Below are 14,896 nucleotides of genomic sequence, written 5' to 3'. Positions count from 1 at the left end.
GGAGAAGTCCGGGCAATTACTCACTGATGAAGAGCTTGACTTCATCAGTGAGCTTTATAAGGATGAAGATTACTGTTAATCGTACGTTTGACTGGGGGAGAAGAAACCCACACCAAACCAAAAATGTTTTTGGTGAGTCACTCATTGTTCAAAAAAGCCTCAATAGACTCATTCACGCCAACAGCGGCTCACAGAACGCCATTCTCTCCCCAGTTGGGTAAACTATACCGATTTCACAGTTAAATTATGTCAAGGGTATTAGTACTACCTAACGGTGCCGTGCCTGTCCTTTTTACTTGCTCTTAACTTTGTTACTTCTCATCATCTTTCTGTTCCACACGAGTGACCAGCAGTTGGTCTACTTTATAGTCATCAATGTCAACGACCTCAAATTTGTAGCCTGAGAAGGTGACCGAGTCGGTACGACGAGGAATTTTTTTCAGCATAAACATCATAAAACCAGCGATGGTTTCGTAGTTTTGAGAGTGTGGTAATTCGTCAATTTGCAGCGTGCGCATCACATCGGTGATAGGCGTTACACCATCAACCAGCCAAGAGTGCTCATCGCGAGCGACAATTTGCTCTTCACCTTCGGCCAACACCCAGCTACCCATTACTGCGCTTTGTAAATCATTAAACGTCACGACGCCAAGCACTAGCGCGTATTCGTTCATCACCACAGAGAAGTCGACGCGATTGGTTTTAAAGTAATCCAATGCTTCGGATAAGCTCAACGTATCAGGGATGATAGGGCAGGTTTGCACCACGCTGCTGTTTTTTAAGTCCAAAGTTTGCTCGTTAATAAGGCGAATCAACAGCTCGGTTGAATTGACGAAGCCCTTAATCGCATCAAGTTGTCCATCACAAACAAGGAACTTGTGATGGGGGTTGTCGGCGATTTTACGTTTGAGCATGCTTTCATCGTCATCAAGAGAGAGAAAAGCGATGTTTTCGCGTGGCGTCATGGCTGAAGTAACAGCAATGGATTGCATCTGGAACACGCTTTCCATCATCTGTTGCTCATTTGTATCGAGTACGCCCGCTTCTGCGCCTGCATCCATAACCGCGTAAATATCATCACTGGTGATGTCGTCATTACGCTCCGCGGGAACGCGTAACAAGCGAAAAATCAGTGTCGCCAATCCGTTAAAGACTAATACGATAGGCTTGAGGATTAGAATGCACACCATTAGCGGCTTTACTAGGGTTAAAGCAACGGTTTCTGGCATGGCCATAGCGATACGTTTAGGCATCAGGTCGGCAAATAAAATAAACAGACTGGTAACTAAGGTAAAAGAGAGTACAAAGCTGGTCTGTGCGATCCACGCAGTAGGGATCCAACTGCTCAGCATGGCAGCGATATAGGGAGTGAACGCTGATTCACCGACGATGCCGCCCATGATGGCAACAGCGTTCAAGCCAATTTGCACCACGGTAAAAAAGTTACCTGGGTGCGTTTGTAGCCCAAGGATCAAAGTGGCTCGATGATCGCCATCGTCCGCAAGTTGGCGCAAGCGAATTTTTCGCGCTGCGGCCAAAGAGATTTCTGACATCGAAAAAAAACAGCTGATTAAGATCAGCGCCATAATAATGAAGAGGTTTTCAAGTAGACTCATGGAGGCTATCCGAATAGAAAGGTTGCGCCATTCTAGCCACAATTGACTACGAGATTGAGAAAACTTCCACGAATTCATTTTGTCGTGACGATAGGCAACTCAGTGCGTTATCCACATAGACTTATCCAACAGCAGTGAATGCTGGTGGAGCCTGAGAACTCCGCATAAAACCTCCTATTGGTATACAATGACTCATCCGACTATGATCGAAACTGTCGCAAAATCGAGTAATGACAATCTGGTTCTAAATTATGAGGGGATGACGAGTACGGAAGTTCAATGGAGGTGTGTTACTTACATTAATTTCCAAAATGGAAATATGTGATCAACGTGGTTTCAATAGTGGACATTCAACCGATTGAGATAAAATCCTTAAAAACAATAAGGATTTGCTAACATGTCAGATAGCTATAATGAGTTCCAAACACGTATCTACAACATAGTCACAGATGCGACTCTTTCCCCTAAACAGAAAAACCAGTTTCTCGCGCTTGAGGCCGAAGCGAGTTTGCCTTATATGGAAATCTCGCAGCAAGTAAGAGATGCAATGAAAGAGGGAGCATTGTGTGACATGTTTGAAGGGCATGCTCCATTCAAACCTCGCTATGTACTGCCTGATTAGGCCAAGTTCCTCCAACAGGGTTCACAATATCTAGAGCTAGAACCTGCAAGCGACTTTGATGATGCGCTAAACCTACTCACTATTGTTTATCATCATGTGCCATCAGTGACCAATATTCCCGTTTATCTTGGTCAGTTGGACGATGTGTTGTTGCCGTACGTTAGTGATCTAGACCCACTGCAAGTGTACACAAAGCTAAAACGCTTCTGGATAATGATGCCAATTGATAGGGAAGTAAGAAAATCATGCACAATAGTATCAGTAAACTAAAATGTTAACAGGGAAGTACAGAGGAGATAGAGGCATGTTTAAAGGACTAAGGTGGTTAGTGATATTAGTGACACTGGTAAGTTTTAATCTTTTTGCCGAAGAAGAGGTTGAAAACGGCGATGATAACAATCGCACCAAAACACCTCCAGAACTGAGTGTGATGGACACAGACGGTGATGGCAAAGTGTCAGCAGAAGAATTTAACCAGTACCGTGGAACTCGAGATGATGATGAGGTGGAAGAAGAGGAATCTGAAGACGATGGTACTGATGGTAGAAACAAACTCAGTGCCTTTGCATCGTTTGATAAAGACAAGGATGGGTTCGTCACCCAAGAAGAGCTAAATGCTCACGCTAAGTACTCTAACCCAGGAAATGGGACGGGAACGCTGAAAGGCAGCGACGATGAGTCAGAACAAGCGAGCCCAACATCTGGTAAAGGAAAAAGTGGCGATAAGGGCAACCACAATAGTGGTAAAGATAAGGGTGGCAAAGATAAAGGCAGTAAAGATAAAGGTGACAAAGGCAAAGACAAATAGTGTTTGCGCTGTGATCAAAAAGCCCCGCTCATTGCTGAGCGGGGCTTTTGTGTATGATGGCTTACCTAGTCGATCAGCCCGTAATCACGAGAAAGGATATCGATGATTTCCTGCTTCGGATTGTCACTTAGTTTGATCTCTTGACCAGTAATTTTAGCGGCAATGCTTAGATAAGTCGTTGAAATATCGATCAGTGATTCTAATGGTAACGCATTGTCACGAGCCAGAGCCTCACGTTCATCCATTCGCTCTTTGTTGAGCAAAATGTCTGGATCTGGGAAGTAATTAAGTAGGAATTGGCGGAAACCTTCTTTTGAGTTCTCGACGATTCGACCCTGATTGTACTCTTCCTCATCCCAAATTCGTGATGAATCGGGTGTACCAACTTCATCCATGTATATGAGCTTTTCGTTACCTGCTGCGTCAGTCACGTAGCCAAATTCGAATTTAGTGTCGACAAAAATCTGGTCGACTTCGGCAAGTGCATTGCTAATAACCACGAAACCTTCACGAAGTAACTTTTCGTAAAGTGCGATGTCTTCTGCTTTAGAGAAGTTAAAGGCAGCGAAGTTATCCTCGATATTTTTACGAGTAATATTAACATCGTCAGCTTCAGGTACACCTGAGATGCCTTTAAGAATGCCTTTTGTCGACGGTGTCATGAGCAAGTCAGGAAGCGGCTTATCTTTTTTTAGCCCCTCTGGTAGTTGAATTCCACAGAATTCACGCTCGCCTTTTTCGTATGCACGCCACATTGAGCCAGTGATATATTGGCGACAGATCGCCTCAATCATGATCGGTTTGGCTTTTTGGACAATCCAAACAAATGGGTGCGGAATATCAAGAATATGGCTGTCAGCAAGACCGTTGTCTTTAAACAACTTAAACCAGTGGTTGGAGATAGCGTTTAGAGCCGCTCCTTTACCAGGAACACCTTTTAATCCACCTTCAGCATGCCAGATACAATCAAAAGCAGAAATACGGTCACTGATCACCATGATAGCCAATGGTGCATCTGGGGCAACATCGTAGCCTTTCTCTTTAATAAGGCGTTTACTGTCTTCTTCCGTCAGCCAATAGACTGAACGGACTTTGCCACTGTGAACGGGTTTATCAGTACGAATTGGGAGATCATCGTTTACGGCAAGAACTTGATCAGCGAGACTCATTTCGACATTCCTATCTTTAGCAAGGTGGGCGACTGCCATTCGCGACAGCCGATATCCAACGCATCATACCAGAACTATTCTGTGCTGCCAGAGAAAAAGCAAACGTTTGCTTATTTTTTTATGTTGAAAGCAAAATGAGCTGAGATTAACAAAAAACAACCCCTCAGAGAGGGGCGATTGGCAGTGTTGATTAGTGAAAATGGTTCACTCTTCCTTCGACGAAGAAGACTTCACATTGATACTGACGAGCATGTTCACAAAGTAGGCTTTGCTCAACAGTAGAAAGATTGTTAGAGGCAACGACAGCACTGGCATTACCGGATTGGATCGCCTTAATGACGATTTCGAATTCAGACTGGGTCTGTGAAGGTTTCATCTGAATAATCTTTTTGCAGCTCACATGGCAAGAAGCGAACTGATCATAATTCGGGCGAGGGCACTCAGCAGTAAACAGAATCCATTGCTTTTGATTGGAAAGACCCGCTAGACGATTTAACGTCGTGTCATCAATGTTCATCGGCTGAGTCGGTTGAGCAAGAACATTATATTTTGAAAACGCTGAAGTCTGAGTTTGTGCCTGAATCATAATTACTGTTCCTTTATACATGCTGTATGCGTATACAGTAGTTTTAATCCGAATAAGAAGCAAGCATTTTTGTGGGATTTTTATACGATAAAAACAAAGCCATAGAGGGTGATTTTAGTTTATGTGATTGATATTTAATGGTTTTATTTGTTTTTTGGAATGCTTTTGGGCGTGAGGGCTAAAATGAAAATTGTGAGCTGACGCACTCACATAGCCAGTGTTATCCAGTGGTGGTGGATAACACTGTACAGGTTACTACTGAGGATTATGCGTGAGAAAGCGTTGAGGAAAGTCGCTAAAAATGGCGTCGAGCTTCGATAGATGACGCAATGATTTTGGATTGTTGACGGTATAGCTCCACACCTGAAATCCCTCTGCTTGGAGCCGATAAATCTTGCTGTTGTTAAGGAATTTATAGTTAACGTTGCAGCTAAAAGCAGAGACTTGCTTAAGTAAACGTTCCACTTTAGTCGTTACTCGATCACACAACACGGCGAGTCTGTACTCGGGAATAAGTTGGTGCAGACAACGCACAATGTCGTGGTTAAAGCTCGATAGGACAATGTCTTCAGTTGTGGCTTGGCTGCTGCCTAGCTCTTTAGCGAGGAGCTGACAAACTAGCATTGGATCGTGACGATCGATTTTGACCTCTAAATTAAGTTTTAGCTTGTTCTCTACAGCTAAATTGAGCAGTTCATTGAGTGTCATAATTGTCTGGTTGGCAAACTTGCGGTCGAACCAACGACCAAAATCAAATTGTTTGAGTTCATCCAATGTATAGCGATCAACGCGGCCACGACCGTTACTGCAACGGTTGATGGTGTGGTCATGACAGACAACTAGCTGGTTATCTTTGGTTGGTTGAATATCGACTTCTACCCATTTCAAACCAAGCGCGATGGCGGCTTCAATACTGCAACGTGTATTTTCAGGGAAATGTCCGGCGACACCTCGGTGTCCAACAATGATCATATCGAATAATCCTCAAATAGTTCAGAGTGATAGCTTAGTATGAAGTGGTGAAGATGAGTAGATAATTAATAGCTTCTGTTCAATAAATCTGACACTATCAAAACGATAATAACGAGAAAGAGAACTTGAATTTGAACGCTGAAAACAAAGCTGGCTGGATACTATTTGCAACAACAGCACTCGCAGGGCTGGGGTGGATTTTTTCCAAAGAGACGATTCAAGGTTTGCCGCCTTTTGGGTTCGTTGGCTTGCGTTTTCTCGTCGCGTCGGTTTGCTTACTTCCTCTATGTGTTAAGCGTTTTCGCCAATTGACGCTTGCTCTTATTGGGCAGGCGGTTGGAGGAGGGGTGATACTGTCTTTCGCGTTGCTGAGTTGGGTCTATGCGATTTCAATCAGTGAGACATTGGGCGAAGGGGCGTTTATCGTCAGCCTATCGATGATTATTGTCCCTATTATTGCTTGGGTTCTTTACCAAGATAGACCGAAACGAGCATTTTGGATTTCTATGCCTATAGCAGTAGCTGGCTTGGCGATGTTGTCGTTAACCAATGGTTGGAATAGCTCTGCGGGTCAGCTTTGGTTTTTGGCCAATGCGTGTTTACTTGCTCTGCATTTCAACGTTAACAGTCAGCTCGCCCACAAGGTGCCAGTGTTGTTGCTGACCTGTATCCAGCTATTTGTTACTGGCGTGATTGCACTGCTTATGTCGATGATGTTCGAAACTTTCCCTGAAAGTGTGGACGCTTCCATTTGGGGATGGTTTGCACTGAGCGCCTTGTTAGCAACCAGTTTGAGATACGTGATGCAAACTTTAGGTCAGAAAGGTTGTAATCCAGCCAACGCGGCGTTGATCATGCTCTTTGAGCCAATCTGGACTGTGGTTCTCAGTATTGTTTGGTATGGTGAGCAGTTGTCTGGGAATAAGTTGATCGGTTGTGGGCTGATCTTGACGTCGCTGATATTCTATCGCACAGATGGGCGGCTATTTAAGAGACGTGTCTAGTCTTTACGCGATATTTAGATTAAACATCTGATATTTATTTCATAGATAAAATTAAATTAGCATCATTGATGAAATTGTTAGTACAATCCAAAGTTATAGGACAGATCTAACAAGGAAAGATAAATGAAAATCGGTGTGATTGGTGCTGGTTCTGTAGGGGTAGGCGTATGTAACTACCTTCTGACACTAGGAAGTATCAGTGAGCTTGTACTGCTGGATAAAGACTTACAACGCGCAGAAGGCGAGGTCTTTGATTTTAGGCATACAGCCGCTTTGACGTTTTCAAAAAACACCCATTTAGTTCCGACGGATAACTACCTGACTCTCATTGGCGCTGATATCGTCGTGATTACCGCAGGTGCTCAGATCAAACAAGGACAAACACGTATCGATCTGGCTGAAATCAATACCCGCATTGGTGTTGAGATTGCCAAAGAAGTTGAACGCGTAGCGCCTAACGCGACTTTAATCGTGGTCAGTAATCCATGTGATGTCGTGGCTCACTTTATCGCCACCAATACCCATTTCCCGCGTTCTAAAGTGATCAGTAGTGGCTGTGTTATTGATACCGCCCGTTTGATGAGTATTGTCGGCAATCGTGTCAATCTCGATCCCAAGAACGTATTTGGCTATGTGCTGGGTGAGCATGGTAGCCACTGTTTTACACCCAAAAGTCTCATTTCTATCGCTGGTCAGCCCGCGGATTACTATTGTGATACCCACCATATTGAGCGGATCTGTGCTGACGAACTGCTAGAGTCGGTCAAGCAGGCAGGGTATGAGATTTTCAAACGTAAGCAAAATACCACTCACGGTATCTCCGCCAGCGTATTTCGAATCATACAAGCGTTGATGATTAACGAACGCTCTGTCTTGCCTGTTGCTACCTTGCTCAAGGGAGAATATGGCCTGAAAGACGTCGTGCTGAGTTTGCCAACGGTGGTGGGTAAAAATGGTGCAGAAGCGATCTTGCAACATCCGTTTAGTGACGAAGAGATGGAGACACTCAAGCAGATTGCCCAGCAAGTGAATACCGTCGTAGAGCAGGTGGCGAAGATGACTGCCTTATCAACCAGCAAAGCACACTGAGTCAAGGGCATTGATATGAGAGCGCGGTGTGAATGCCGCGCTTTTGTGTTTGTATTGTTCTAATTTGTTGGTCAAAGGCATCTGTGACGTCACATATTAGAGCTAATACTCTTTGCAATAGTGATAAGCCTGATAAGTTGAATGTAAATGCAATGTTAAATGTTTAGCGGCTATGAAGATCCATGCTTTAGATGGCTATATCCAAAAAATTTATCTGGTGGAGTATGAAAAAAAGCTGATGTTACTAGATGGTGCATCAAGAGCTGATATTTCGTATCTCAAACATTTTATTACTCATGAGTTGCAACGCCCGTTTAGTGATCTAGCCGCAGTGGTAGTGACACACATGCACCCAGACCATGCGGGCGCAGCGCATAAGCTACGATCGATTACAGGGTGTAAGATAGTGTCGGCAAAACGAGATCATCATTGGTATGGCGGGGTGAGCGGATTTGCAATGCATTTGACCGATATTATGCTGGCGCGTTGGGTTGCGCGACGTAAAAACAAACCGCGGAGAAATTTGTGGTATTCACGAAAGCTGATCGCCGATATTGAGCTTTCAGATGGTGAAATGATTCCTGGCTTTGAAGATTGGACCGTGCTCGAAACACCGGGGCACACCGATAGAGACCTTTCGCTGCATCACCAAGAGAAAGGAATTTTGTATGTCGCCGATCTGATGGTCGAAGTCAAAAAACATCTTATCTCACCGTTTCCCGTCTTCCATCCAAATAAATATCGGGCTTCGATTAAGCGTATCTACAATCTCCAGCCGAAAGTATTGCTGGTTGCGCATGGAGGGCAGGTCGAATTTACTGAGCCTGTCTATCAGCACTTGCTGAGTACGGCACCGAGAACGCCAACGACTCATTGGCGCACGACCAAAATTAAGCTTAGGAGCCTATTCTCGTCAGTCTTGAACCTTGGTTGACGTTAGATCCGACTATTCGCACAGCACTTCGCAACTAAGTGCCATTGTCTTCAATATGGCCTTAGTTTAGAATGCGAACCCTTTTCAATTGTACTGCTATTCTCATGTCGCGAATTTTAGTTGTCGATGATGATATCGAACTGTGTCACTTGCGGCTTTTATGCACAAGACCTGATGACGTTAAACGAGCAGTGGCAGTTACTTGCAGGCGTTCGTTTTGATCGTAAGGTTGCGGATGGCGTTGCTGAAGAGAATATTTCGCCTAAGTTTGCTGTTATCTATCATCCCGCAGACAACGGCAGTGTTTACACTTCATATGCCGAAAGCTTTGAACCACAAGGCGCGGTGGCAAGTGGTCGCCGCACTTACACCAACGATGGCGCTCTTTTAGACGCAGCAACGGGTGTCTCTTATGAAGTGGGTACTAAGTGGGAATTACTCGATAAGCGTCTATATCTATCTGGCGCGCTATTTGATATCACGCAACAGAATGTTGCTATGGATGTCGAAGATACTATCAATGCCGGCAATTACATCAAAACTCAAGACGGTGAACAGCAACACCGAGGCGCTGAATTGACGGCGCAGGGTATGGTAACAGAGCGAGTGTCACTGTTTGGCTCTGCCATGTATTTGGATGCTGAAATCAGTCAGCACGAGACCTATGCAGGTAACAAACCGAAAGATGTCCCTGAGTTTGCCGCTAGTTTATGGTCTAGCTATGCAGCTACTAACGAGCTAGATGTGAATTTGGGTATTATCTATCAAGGCGCTCGATATGGTGATGATGCCAATACTTTTAAGAAAGAGGGGTATACTCGAGTCGATATGGGGCTTGCCTACACCTATAAGTATGATGCAAACCTTGATATGGTGGCTCGTCTTAGCGTAGAAAACCTGTTTGACACCGATTATTTGGCCGGAGGTGGTGCAACCTCATCGAGCCATAACTACGCGGAAGATGTAGTGATTGGAGAAGGCCGAAACTATATGGCAACACTGCAAATTAAATACTAATCACAGCTGAGTATAATTCTGTGAACGAATCAGGGAGAGGGTAGTACCTTTCCCTATTCCTGTTTAAGTGCAACGATCATTGCAATTTTGCTTAATGACGCTACTATGAGCATCACCCTAAATGAGATTGCTTCTCAATTATATAATGACATCAGTAAAAACAGACGTTATGAATTCAGTTACGACAAGTTTGGTACTTAGTCTTACCCTCGCAGCAACAAGTACATTGGCTAGCGGTTTAGATACCGCGCAAGGCATTCAAAGCAAGACCAATTCGGCTTCTGCCAGCAGCCAAAAACGCATTGATAGCAGTGCTGAAAAAACACTGTTGCTTAAGGCAGAGATTGAGCAGTTGCAAGAAGAGGTCAAGAACCTCGAAGTCTATCGTCAGCATTTGACATCTTTGGTGAATAGCCAGCATCAAGAGGCAAGTAGCTTAGAGCGCCAGATTGAAGAAATTAAGGCGACACGTCAGGGGATTGTACCTTTGATGTATCAGATGATTGATGGACTGAAACAGATTGTCGCTCAAGATGTCCCAATAAAGTTAGATCAACGCAATGAGCGTCTCGCTAAGCTTGAATCTTTGATGACCCGGGCGGATGTCAGTGATGCTGAGAAGTATCGTCGTATTCTGGAAGCTTATCAAATCGAGATGGACTACGGAACAAAGCTGGGGCTTTATCAGGGGCAAGTGATTATCGATGGCGAAAAACGCCAGGCAGATGTGCTCTATGTTGGTCGTGTGTCTCTTGTTGCACGCAGCCTGAATGGCAAAAAATTCTGGTCTTGGAATCAAAATGACTCGAAGTGGTATGAAGTAGACGCTTCCCTAAAATCTGAACTAGATAGCGCGTTTAGTATGGCGGCGAAACAGGTTGCGCCAAGTTTGATCACTTTGCCGATATCACTGAAAGTTGCGGAGGCGAAGCAATGAGATTCCCAGCCCTAATAACTTTGCTGACCTTAACGGCCTTGCCAATCTATTCTTCGGCGAGTGATTTAGTCTCCGTCGCGAAGAATGAAGCGAAAGTTCAGCAACAGCACAATCAATTACGTGAATCTGGCTTTAAACAAACCGAGCAAGAACTGGCGCAGTTAAAGCAACAACTTTCAAAGCAGAAACAGGCACTGCAAGCGCATAACGACCAGTTAGCCGCTGATTTCAGTCGAAATGAACAGCAGTTAGCAGAATTGGAAGAGAAACTGCGTCTAGAAACAGGTAGCTTGGGCGAGGTGTTTGGTGTCGTGCGACAAAATGCCAAACAACTGCAATCGGAGTTATCTCAATCGGTCACTGGTGCAGGCGCACAGACGCATACCGCGGCAGTGAATGAGATCGTCGCTGCAATGCAGCTCCCTTCCTTACCGCAGTTGACCGAACTGTGGCTCGCGTTTAGTGAGCAGGTTGATGCTAGCCGAGAGATCGAATCTACGCTTGTGGCCTTTATCGACGGTGAAGGGATATCTCAGCAAACACAGGCGCTGCGCTTAGGGGCTTTTGGACTTGTTGGTCAGCAAGGCTACCTCAACTGGAACGGCAGTAAGCAGGTTGCGACAGCGTATATTCAACAACCGGAAAATGGGCCAACGCTAGATACGTTAGCAAACTTGAATAAAGGTCTACCGACAGCGCTAGTCATAGATCCTTCCCGTGGCGTGATGCTAGAGCAACTCGCATTGACCCCAAGTCTTATGGACAGACTTCAAGCGGGCGGTGCTGTGGGTAAAGTGATTCTCGGCTTGCTTGCTATTGGTTTGTTGATTGCTTTGGTTCGTGGTGTAAGTTTGTCTGTTGCTCGCCAAAAAATTCGAATTCAGTTTAAAAATCCTAACATGCCCACGGATAACCCACTTGGTCGTGTGTTGGCGGTTTATGGAAATGGCAAACACAAGACTGTTGAAGCTTTAGAGTTACGCTTGCTAGAAGCGGTGGTTGATGAACAGGCCAGTTTAGAGAAAGGCCTCTCAATGCTTAAATTGCTGGCGGCGTTGGCACCCATGCTCGGTCTATTAGGCACGGTGACAGGTATGATTGAAACCTTCCAAGTGATTACACAATTCGGCAATGGTGATCCAAAAGTAATGGCTGGCGGAATATCAATGGCATTGGTAACGACAGTGCTAGGCCTCATCGTAGCCATGCCGTTGTTGTTGGCACACAATATTTTGAGTGCTCAAGCGGAAGCCATCCGTAACATTCTTGAGAAGCAAGGGATCGCTTTAGTGGCCGAGCAGGCGGAACAGGATAATGTCGTGGTTGACGACAAGTTGGGGAATGCAGCGTAATGGACGCGCTATTTGCTCTATTGTCGGAGTTGATCACGACGCAATCTTGGCTAAGTGCTCTGCAACAATTTATGCAGCAGGGCGGCCAAGTGCTTTGGTGGTTAGCCTCAGTGGTGTTATTGAGCTGGATTTTACTGATAGAGCGTGTGGTGTTTTTGTGGTTTCAGTTTCCCAAGTTAAAAAAACAGTGGGTGGCTAAATGGCAATTGAGAACCGACCACGACTCTTGGTATGCGCGGTCTATCCGTGATGGTTGGTTATCTGAAGCGCATCGTCAGCTCCACCAACACCTAAATATCATCAAGGTGCTGGTGGCGATTTGCCCAATGTTGGGGTTGTTAGGCACCGTAACAGGAATGATTTCAGTATTTGATGTCATGGCCAATCAGGGCAGCAGTAATCCCAAATTGATGGCGTCTGGTATTTCACTAGCGACCTTGCCAACGATGGCGGGTATGGTTGCGGCTTTAACTGGCATGTTTGCTTACGCCCGTTTACAAAAAGCGTGTCAGATGAACGAAATTAAATTAGAAAAATCATTAAGGAGTCAACGATGAGACTCGGTCGACGTCAACAGAGACAAGAAGAAGCGCAGGTCGATCTGACATCAATGCTTGATATTGTATTTATCATGTTGATCTTCTTTATCGTTACCAGTTCATTTGTACGAGAATCAGGTGTAGAGGTCAATCGACCGACTGCATCAAACGTGGTGAGTCAGAAAGAAGTGGGGATCTTTGTCGCTATTACCTCGGCAAACGATATATATATCGACAAACGTGTTGTTGATGTAGAGCGAGTGCAGGCGACGCTTGAACACTTGATGTTGGACAAGCCGGACGCGTCACTGGTTATTCAGGCTGACGAACACGCGTACAGTGGTACCGTGGTTAAGGTCATGGATGCAGCCAAGAGCGCAGGTGTACGCAATATCGCATTAGCAGCGGAGAAGATCTAGTGATGCGATTGCTATTAGCGATACCGCTTGCGTTCGCGTGTGTGCTCGCGATATTCAGCGTGATGGCACTGATGGTAGACAGTGGTCAACGATCTGTCCCCGACACAAGCCAATCGCTCAGTTTTAACATGATCATGCTGGAGAATGAGCAAGACGTGCAGAGACGTCAACGCAGTGTCCCAGAACCGCCTAAAGCACCGCAGGTGCCGCAGCATATGCCGACTTCTCAAGCGAATGCCGAACAGACTCAATTATCTCCGGTTTCTCAACCTTCACTAGGTCTCAGTACCGCGATCGAAGGATTGGCGATTAGCGCCCCGAGTTTTGGCGATTTTGGGGTTAATCAACAGGCGATGCCACTCTATCGAGTTGAGCCTAGATATCCAAGCCAGGCGGCAAAGCGCCGCATTGAAGGTTATGTTGTGATTAAATTTACCATTGACCCAACAGGTAGACCGACGGATTTAGAGGTGCTAGATGCTAAGCCCAAGCGCATCTTTGAGCGAGTAGCTATCTCAGCACTAAAAAAATGGAAGTATCAGCCGAAGATTGTCGATGGCAAAGCCATATCGCAATTCGGTCAGACGGCTACAGTGGAGTTTAAAATAGCGCCATGATTAGACATCTATTCGTCGTTTTTCTTGTGTTGTTTTCCGTGAAGGGAACCGCCCAAGAGTTGAGTCAATATAGTGCAATTCGTGTACAAAAGGCGCACCAGTTGGCGCAAAATGACCAGCTCAAAGAGGCGATTAACGAACTTCAGCAGATCGACACATCAAGAGCTTATGACCAAGCATTTATCGCTCGTATGCAGGGTGTTTTTTTGTGGCAGGATGGTCAAGTGGATGCCGCGATTGGGCAGTTAACCAAGGCGGTAATGAGTGGACTGCTACAAGATGAACAGGCTTGGAAGACCCAGAAAATACTGGCAGATCTGCATCTTAGCCAGCAAAACTATCAACTGGCTCTCAAGCATTACTATTCGTTGGTTAAATCCGCTGCCGAGAAAACACCAATAGAAGATGTGTGGCTACGTATTGCTCAGTCTCATTATCAACTTGAACAGTGGAATAAGGTAATTCCGGCAGCGAATCACTATCTGAAGGCATCGGTCAGCGACCGAATTCAGCCACTATCACTCATTTTGGGCGCACAATTGCAGTTAAAACAGTGGTCACAGGCGATTCCAACGCTAAAACAGTTGATTGCTTTGCAACCTGAGAAGCTTAATTGGTGGCGACAGTTAGCGAGCTTGCAGATGCGAGTAGGGCAAGACAAAGAGGCTCTGGATACGCTCTCTCTGGCCAAGCTGAATCAGCTAGCATTAACGGAAAATGATCGCCGTATTCTCGCCCAGCTCTACGCTAAACGAGGTGTGCCGGAGCGTGCAGCGTTGGAAATTAGTGAGCTCGAAAACGCATCTATTGACGTAAAACTGTTGGCGGAACAGGCCGTCTATTGGCAATTGGCAAAGGAATGGAACAAAGCGATAGAGGTGTGGATGCAGGCCGCGCAGTTAGATAAAGACTATCATTGGAATGTTGCCCAGTTAATGGTACAGCAGGGATACTATCAACAAGCTCTGCCAGTACTAAACAAAGTCGAGGGGCATAAAGAACAAGTGGCGTTGGCTAAGACGCGTGTACTGTTCAAGTTAAATCGAGTCGAAGATGCCCTTATTGAGGCAAAACGCGCTGAGCAGATAGAGCCTTCATCGCAGGCAAAAAGTTGGATTCGATACCTCACTCAGGTGAGAAAAATGGCGGATTCGCCTTCGAGTTAAAGCAAACAAAAAAGGGAAGCGCAATGCTTCCCTTTTCCTTATCAACGAA

General features: G+C 45.4%; 15 protein-coding genes and 2 pseudogenes. 13 read left to right on the top strand and 4 right to left on the bottom strand.

Annotation, left to right across the window (positions count from 1 at the left end):
- A partial coding sequence (locus QTN94_RS00810; protein WP_331426555.1) for a hypothetical protein occupies positions 1-221 on the top strand: 221 nt, incomplete at its 5' end.
- 90 nt (positions 222-311) lie between these two features.
- On the opposite strand, the gene QTN94_RS00805 is transcribed toward QTN94_RS00810, so the two are convergent.
- Positions 312-1,616, bottom strand: coding sequence for a hemolysin family protein (locus QTN94_RS00805; RefSeq protein ID WP_331426554.1), 1,305 nt, complete (start codon positions 1,614-1,616; stop codon positions 312-314).
- A 397-nt stretch (positions 1,617-2,013) separates the two neighbouring features.
- Between QTN94_RS00805 and QTN94_RS00800 the strand changes: the two are divergent.
- Positions 2,014-2,508, top strand: a pseudogene (locus QTN94_RS00800) (glycyl radical enzyme domain-containing protein).
- 34 nt (positions 2,509-2,542) lie between these two features.
- Entirely contained in the window at positions 2,543-3,046 is a 504-nt protein-coding gene (locus tag QTN94_RS00795) for a hypothetical protein (RefSeq protein ID WP_331426553.1), read from the top strand.
- A 65-nt stretch (positions 3,047-3,111) separates the two neighbouring features.
- On the opposite strand, the gene QTN94_RS00790 is transcribed toward QTN94_RS00795, so the two are convergent.
- The 3 genes from QTN94_RS00790 to QTN94_RS00780 form a co-directional block, all read right to left on the bottom strand.
- Positions 3,112-4,215, bottom strand: a complete 1,104-nt coding sequence (locus QTN94_RS00790; RefSeq protein ID WP_331426552.1) for a phosphoribosylaminoimidazolesuccinocarboxamide synthase — start codon at positions 4,213-4,215, stop codon at positions 3,112-3,114.
- Between the two features lie 190 nt (positions 4,216-4,405).
- A complete protein-coding gene (locus QTN94_RS00785; RefSeq protein ID WP_331418276.1) occupies positions 4,406-4,801 on the bottom strand; it encodes a hypothetical protein in 396 nt (131 codons plus the stop codon).
- Positions 4,802-5,056: 255 nt separating this feature from the next.
- Positions 5,057-5,773 carry a glycerophosphodiester phosphodiesterase family protein gene (locus tag QTN94_RS00780; protein ID WP_138970891.1) on the bottom strand — a complete coding sequence of 239 codons (717 nt, stop codon included), beginning with the start codon at positions 5,771-5,773 and terminating at the stop codon, positions 5,057-5,059.
- 131 nt (positions 5,774-5,904) lie between these two features.
- On the opposite strand from QTN94_RS00780, the gene QTN94_RS00775 reads away from it, so the two are divergent.
- The 10 genes and pseudogenes from QTN94_RS00775 (at position 5,905) to QTN94_RS00730 (ending at position 14,847) form a co-directional block, all read left to right on the top strand.
- Positions 5,905-6,777 carry a DMT family transporter gene (locus tag QTN94_RS00775; protein ID WP_331426551.1) on the top strand — a complete coding sequence of 291 codons (873 nt, stop codon included), beginning with the start codon at positions 5,905-5,907 and terminating at the stop codon, positions 6,775-6,777.
- Between the two features lie 123 nt (positions 6,778-6,900).
- Positions 6,901-7,866 carry a lactate/malate family dehydrogenase gene (locus QTN94_RS00770; protein WP_331426550.1) on the top strand — a complete coding sequence of 322 codons (966 nt, stop codon included), beginning with the start codon at positions 6,901-6,903 and terminating at the stop codon, positions 7,864-7,866.
- 172 nt (positions 7,867-8,038) lie between these two features.
- Complete coding sequence (locus QTN94_RS00765; protein WP_331426549.1) at positions 8,039-8,800, top strand: MBL fold metallo-hydrolase; 762 nt, start codon at positions 8,039-8,041, stop codon at positions 8,798-8,800.
- 147 nt (positions 8,801-8,947) lie between these two features.
- Positions 8,948-9,817 (top strand): annotated as a pseudogene (locus QTN94_RS00760) (TonB-dependent receptor); the annotation flags it as partial.
- 169 nt (positions 9,818-9,986) lie between these two features.
- Entirely contained in the window at positions 9,987-10,754 is a 768-nt protein-coding gene (locus tag QTN94_RS00755; protein ID WP_331418271.1) for a DUF3450 domain-containing protein, read from the top strand.
- Complete coding sequence (locus QTN94_RS00750; protein ID WP_331426548.1) at positions 10,751-12,106, top strand: MotA/TolQ/ExbB proton channel family protein; 1,356 nt, start codon at positions 10,751-10,753, stop codon at positions 12,104-12,106. The genes QTN94_RS00755 and QTN94_RS00750 overlap by 4 nt, the downstream gene beginning before the upstream one ends.
- Positions 12,106-12,663, top strand: a complete 558-nt coding sequence (locus QTN94_RS00745) for a MotA/TolQ/ExbB proton channel family protein (RefSeq protein WP_331426547.1) — start codon at positions 12,106-12,108, stop codon at positions 12,661-12,663. The genes QTN94_RS00750 and QTN94_RS00745 overlap by 1 nt, the downstream gene beginning before the upstream one ends.
- Complete coding sequence (locus QTN94_RS00740) at positions 12,660-13,064, top strand: ExbD/TolR family protein (RefSeq protein ID WP_138970901.1); 405 nt, start codon at positions 12,660-12,662, stop codon at positions 13,062-13,064. The genes QTN94_RS00745 and QTN94_RS00740 overlap by 4 nt, the downstream gene beginning before the upstream one ends.
- Positions 13,064-13,681 carry an energy transducer TonB gene (locus QTN94_RS00735; protein WP_331426546.1) on the top strand — a complete coding sequence of 206 codons (618 nt, stop codon included), beginning with the start codon at positions 13,064-13,066 and terminating at the stop codon, positions 13,679-13,681. The genes QTN94_RS00740 and QTN94_RS00735 overlap by 1 nt, the downstream gene beginning before the upstream one ends.
- Positions 13,678-14,847, top strand: a complete 1,170-nt coding sequence (locus tag QTN94_RS00730; protein ID WP_331426545.1) for a tetratricopeptide repeat protein — start codon at positions 13,678-13,680, stop codon at positions 14,845-14,847. Before QTN94_RS00735 ends, QTN94_RS00730 begins: the two co-directional genes overlap by 4 nt.
- Positions 14,848-14,896: the final 49 nt, after the last annotated feature.

Source organism: Vibrio sp. M250220 (genome assembly GCF_036533795.1).
Taxonomy (GTDB): Bacteria; Pseudomonadota; Gammaproteobacteria; order Enterobacterales; family Vibrionaceae; genus Vibrio.
Note: the sequence above shows the minus strand (reverse complement) of the source record. Positions and strands in the feature narration are given on the sequence as shown.

Bases quoted from the DNA above. Each gene is read 5' to 3' on its own strand.
- QTN94_RS00805 (WP_331426554.1), bottom strand. From the start codon at position 1,616: ATGAGTCTACTTGAAAACCTCTTCATTATTATGGCGCTGATCTTAATC.
- QTN94_RS00795 (WP_331426553.1), top strand. From the start codon at position 2,543: ATGTTTAAAGGACTAAGGTGGTTAGTGATATTAGTGACACTGGTAAGT.
- QTN94_RS00790 (WP_331426552.1), bottom strand. From the start codon at position 4,215: ATGAGTCTCGCTGATCAAGTTCTTGCCGTAAACGATGATCTCCCAATT.
- QTN94_RS00785 (WP_331418276.1), bottom strand. From the start codon at position 4,801: ATGATTCAGGCACAAACTCAGACTTCAGCGTTTTCAAAATATAATGTT.
- QTN94_RS00780 (WP_138970891.1), bottom strand. From the start codon at position 5,773: ATGATCATTGTTGGACACCGAGGTGTCGCCGGACATTTCCCTGAAAAT.
- QTN94_RS00770 (WP_331426550.1), top strand. From the start codon at position 6,901: ATGAAAATCGGTGTGATTGGTGCTGGTTCTGTAGGGGTAGGCGTATGT.
- QTN94_RS00765 (WP_331426549.1), top strand. From the start codon at position 8,039: ATGAAGATCCATGCTTTAGATGGCTATATCCAAAAAATTTATCTGGTG.
- QTN94_RS00755 (WP_331418271.1), top strand. From the start codon at position 9,987: ATGAATTCAGTTACGACAAGTTTGGTACTTAGTCTTACCCTCGCAGCA.
- QTN94_RS00750 (WP_331426548.1), top strand. From the start codon at position 10,751: ATGAGATTCCCAGCCCTAATAACTTTGCTGACCTTAACGGCCTTGCCA.
- QTN94_RS00745 (WP_331426547.1), top strand. From the start codon at position 12,106: ATGGACGCGCTATTTGCTCTATTGTCGGAGTTGATCACGACGCAATCT.
- QTN94_RS00740 (WP_138970901.1), top strand. From the start codon at position 12,660: ATGAGACTCGGTCGACGTCAACAGAGACAAGAAGAAGCGCAGGTCGAT.
- QTN94_RS00730 (WP_331426545.1), top strand. From the start codon at position 13,678: ATGATTAGACATCTATTCGTCGTTTTTCTTGTGTTGTTTTCCGTGAAG.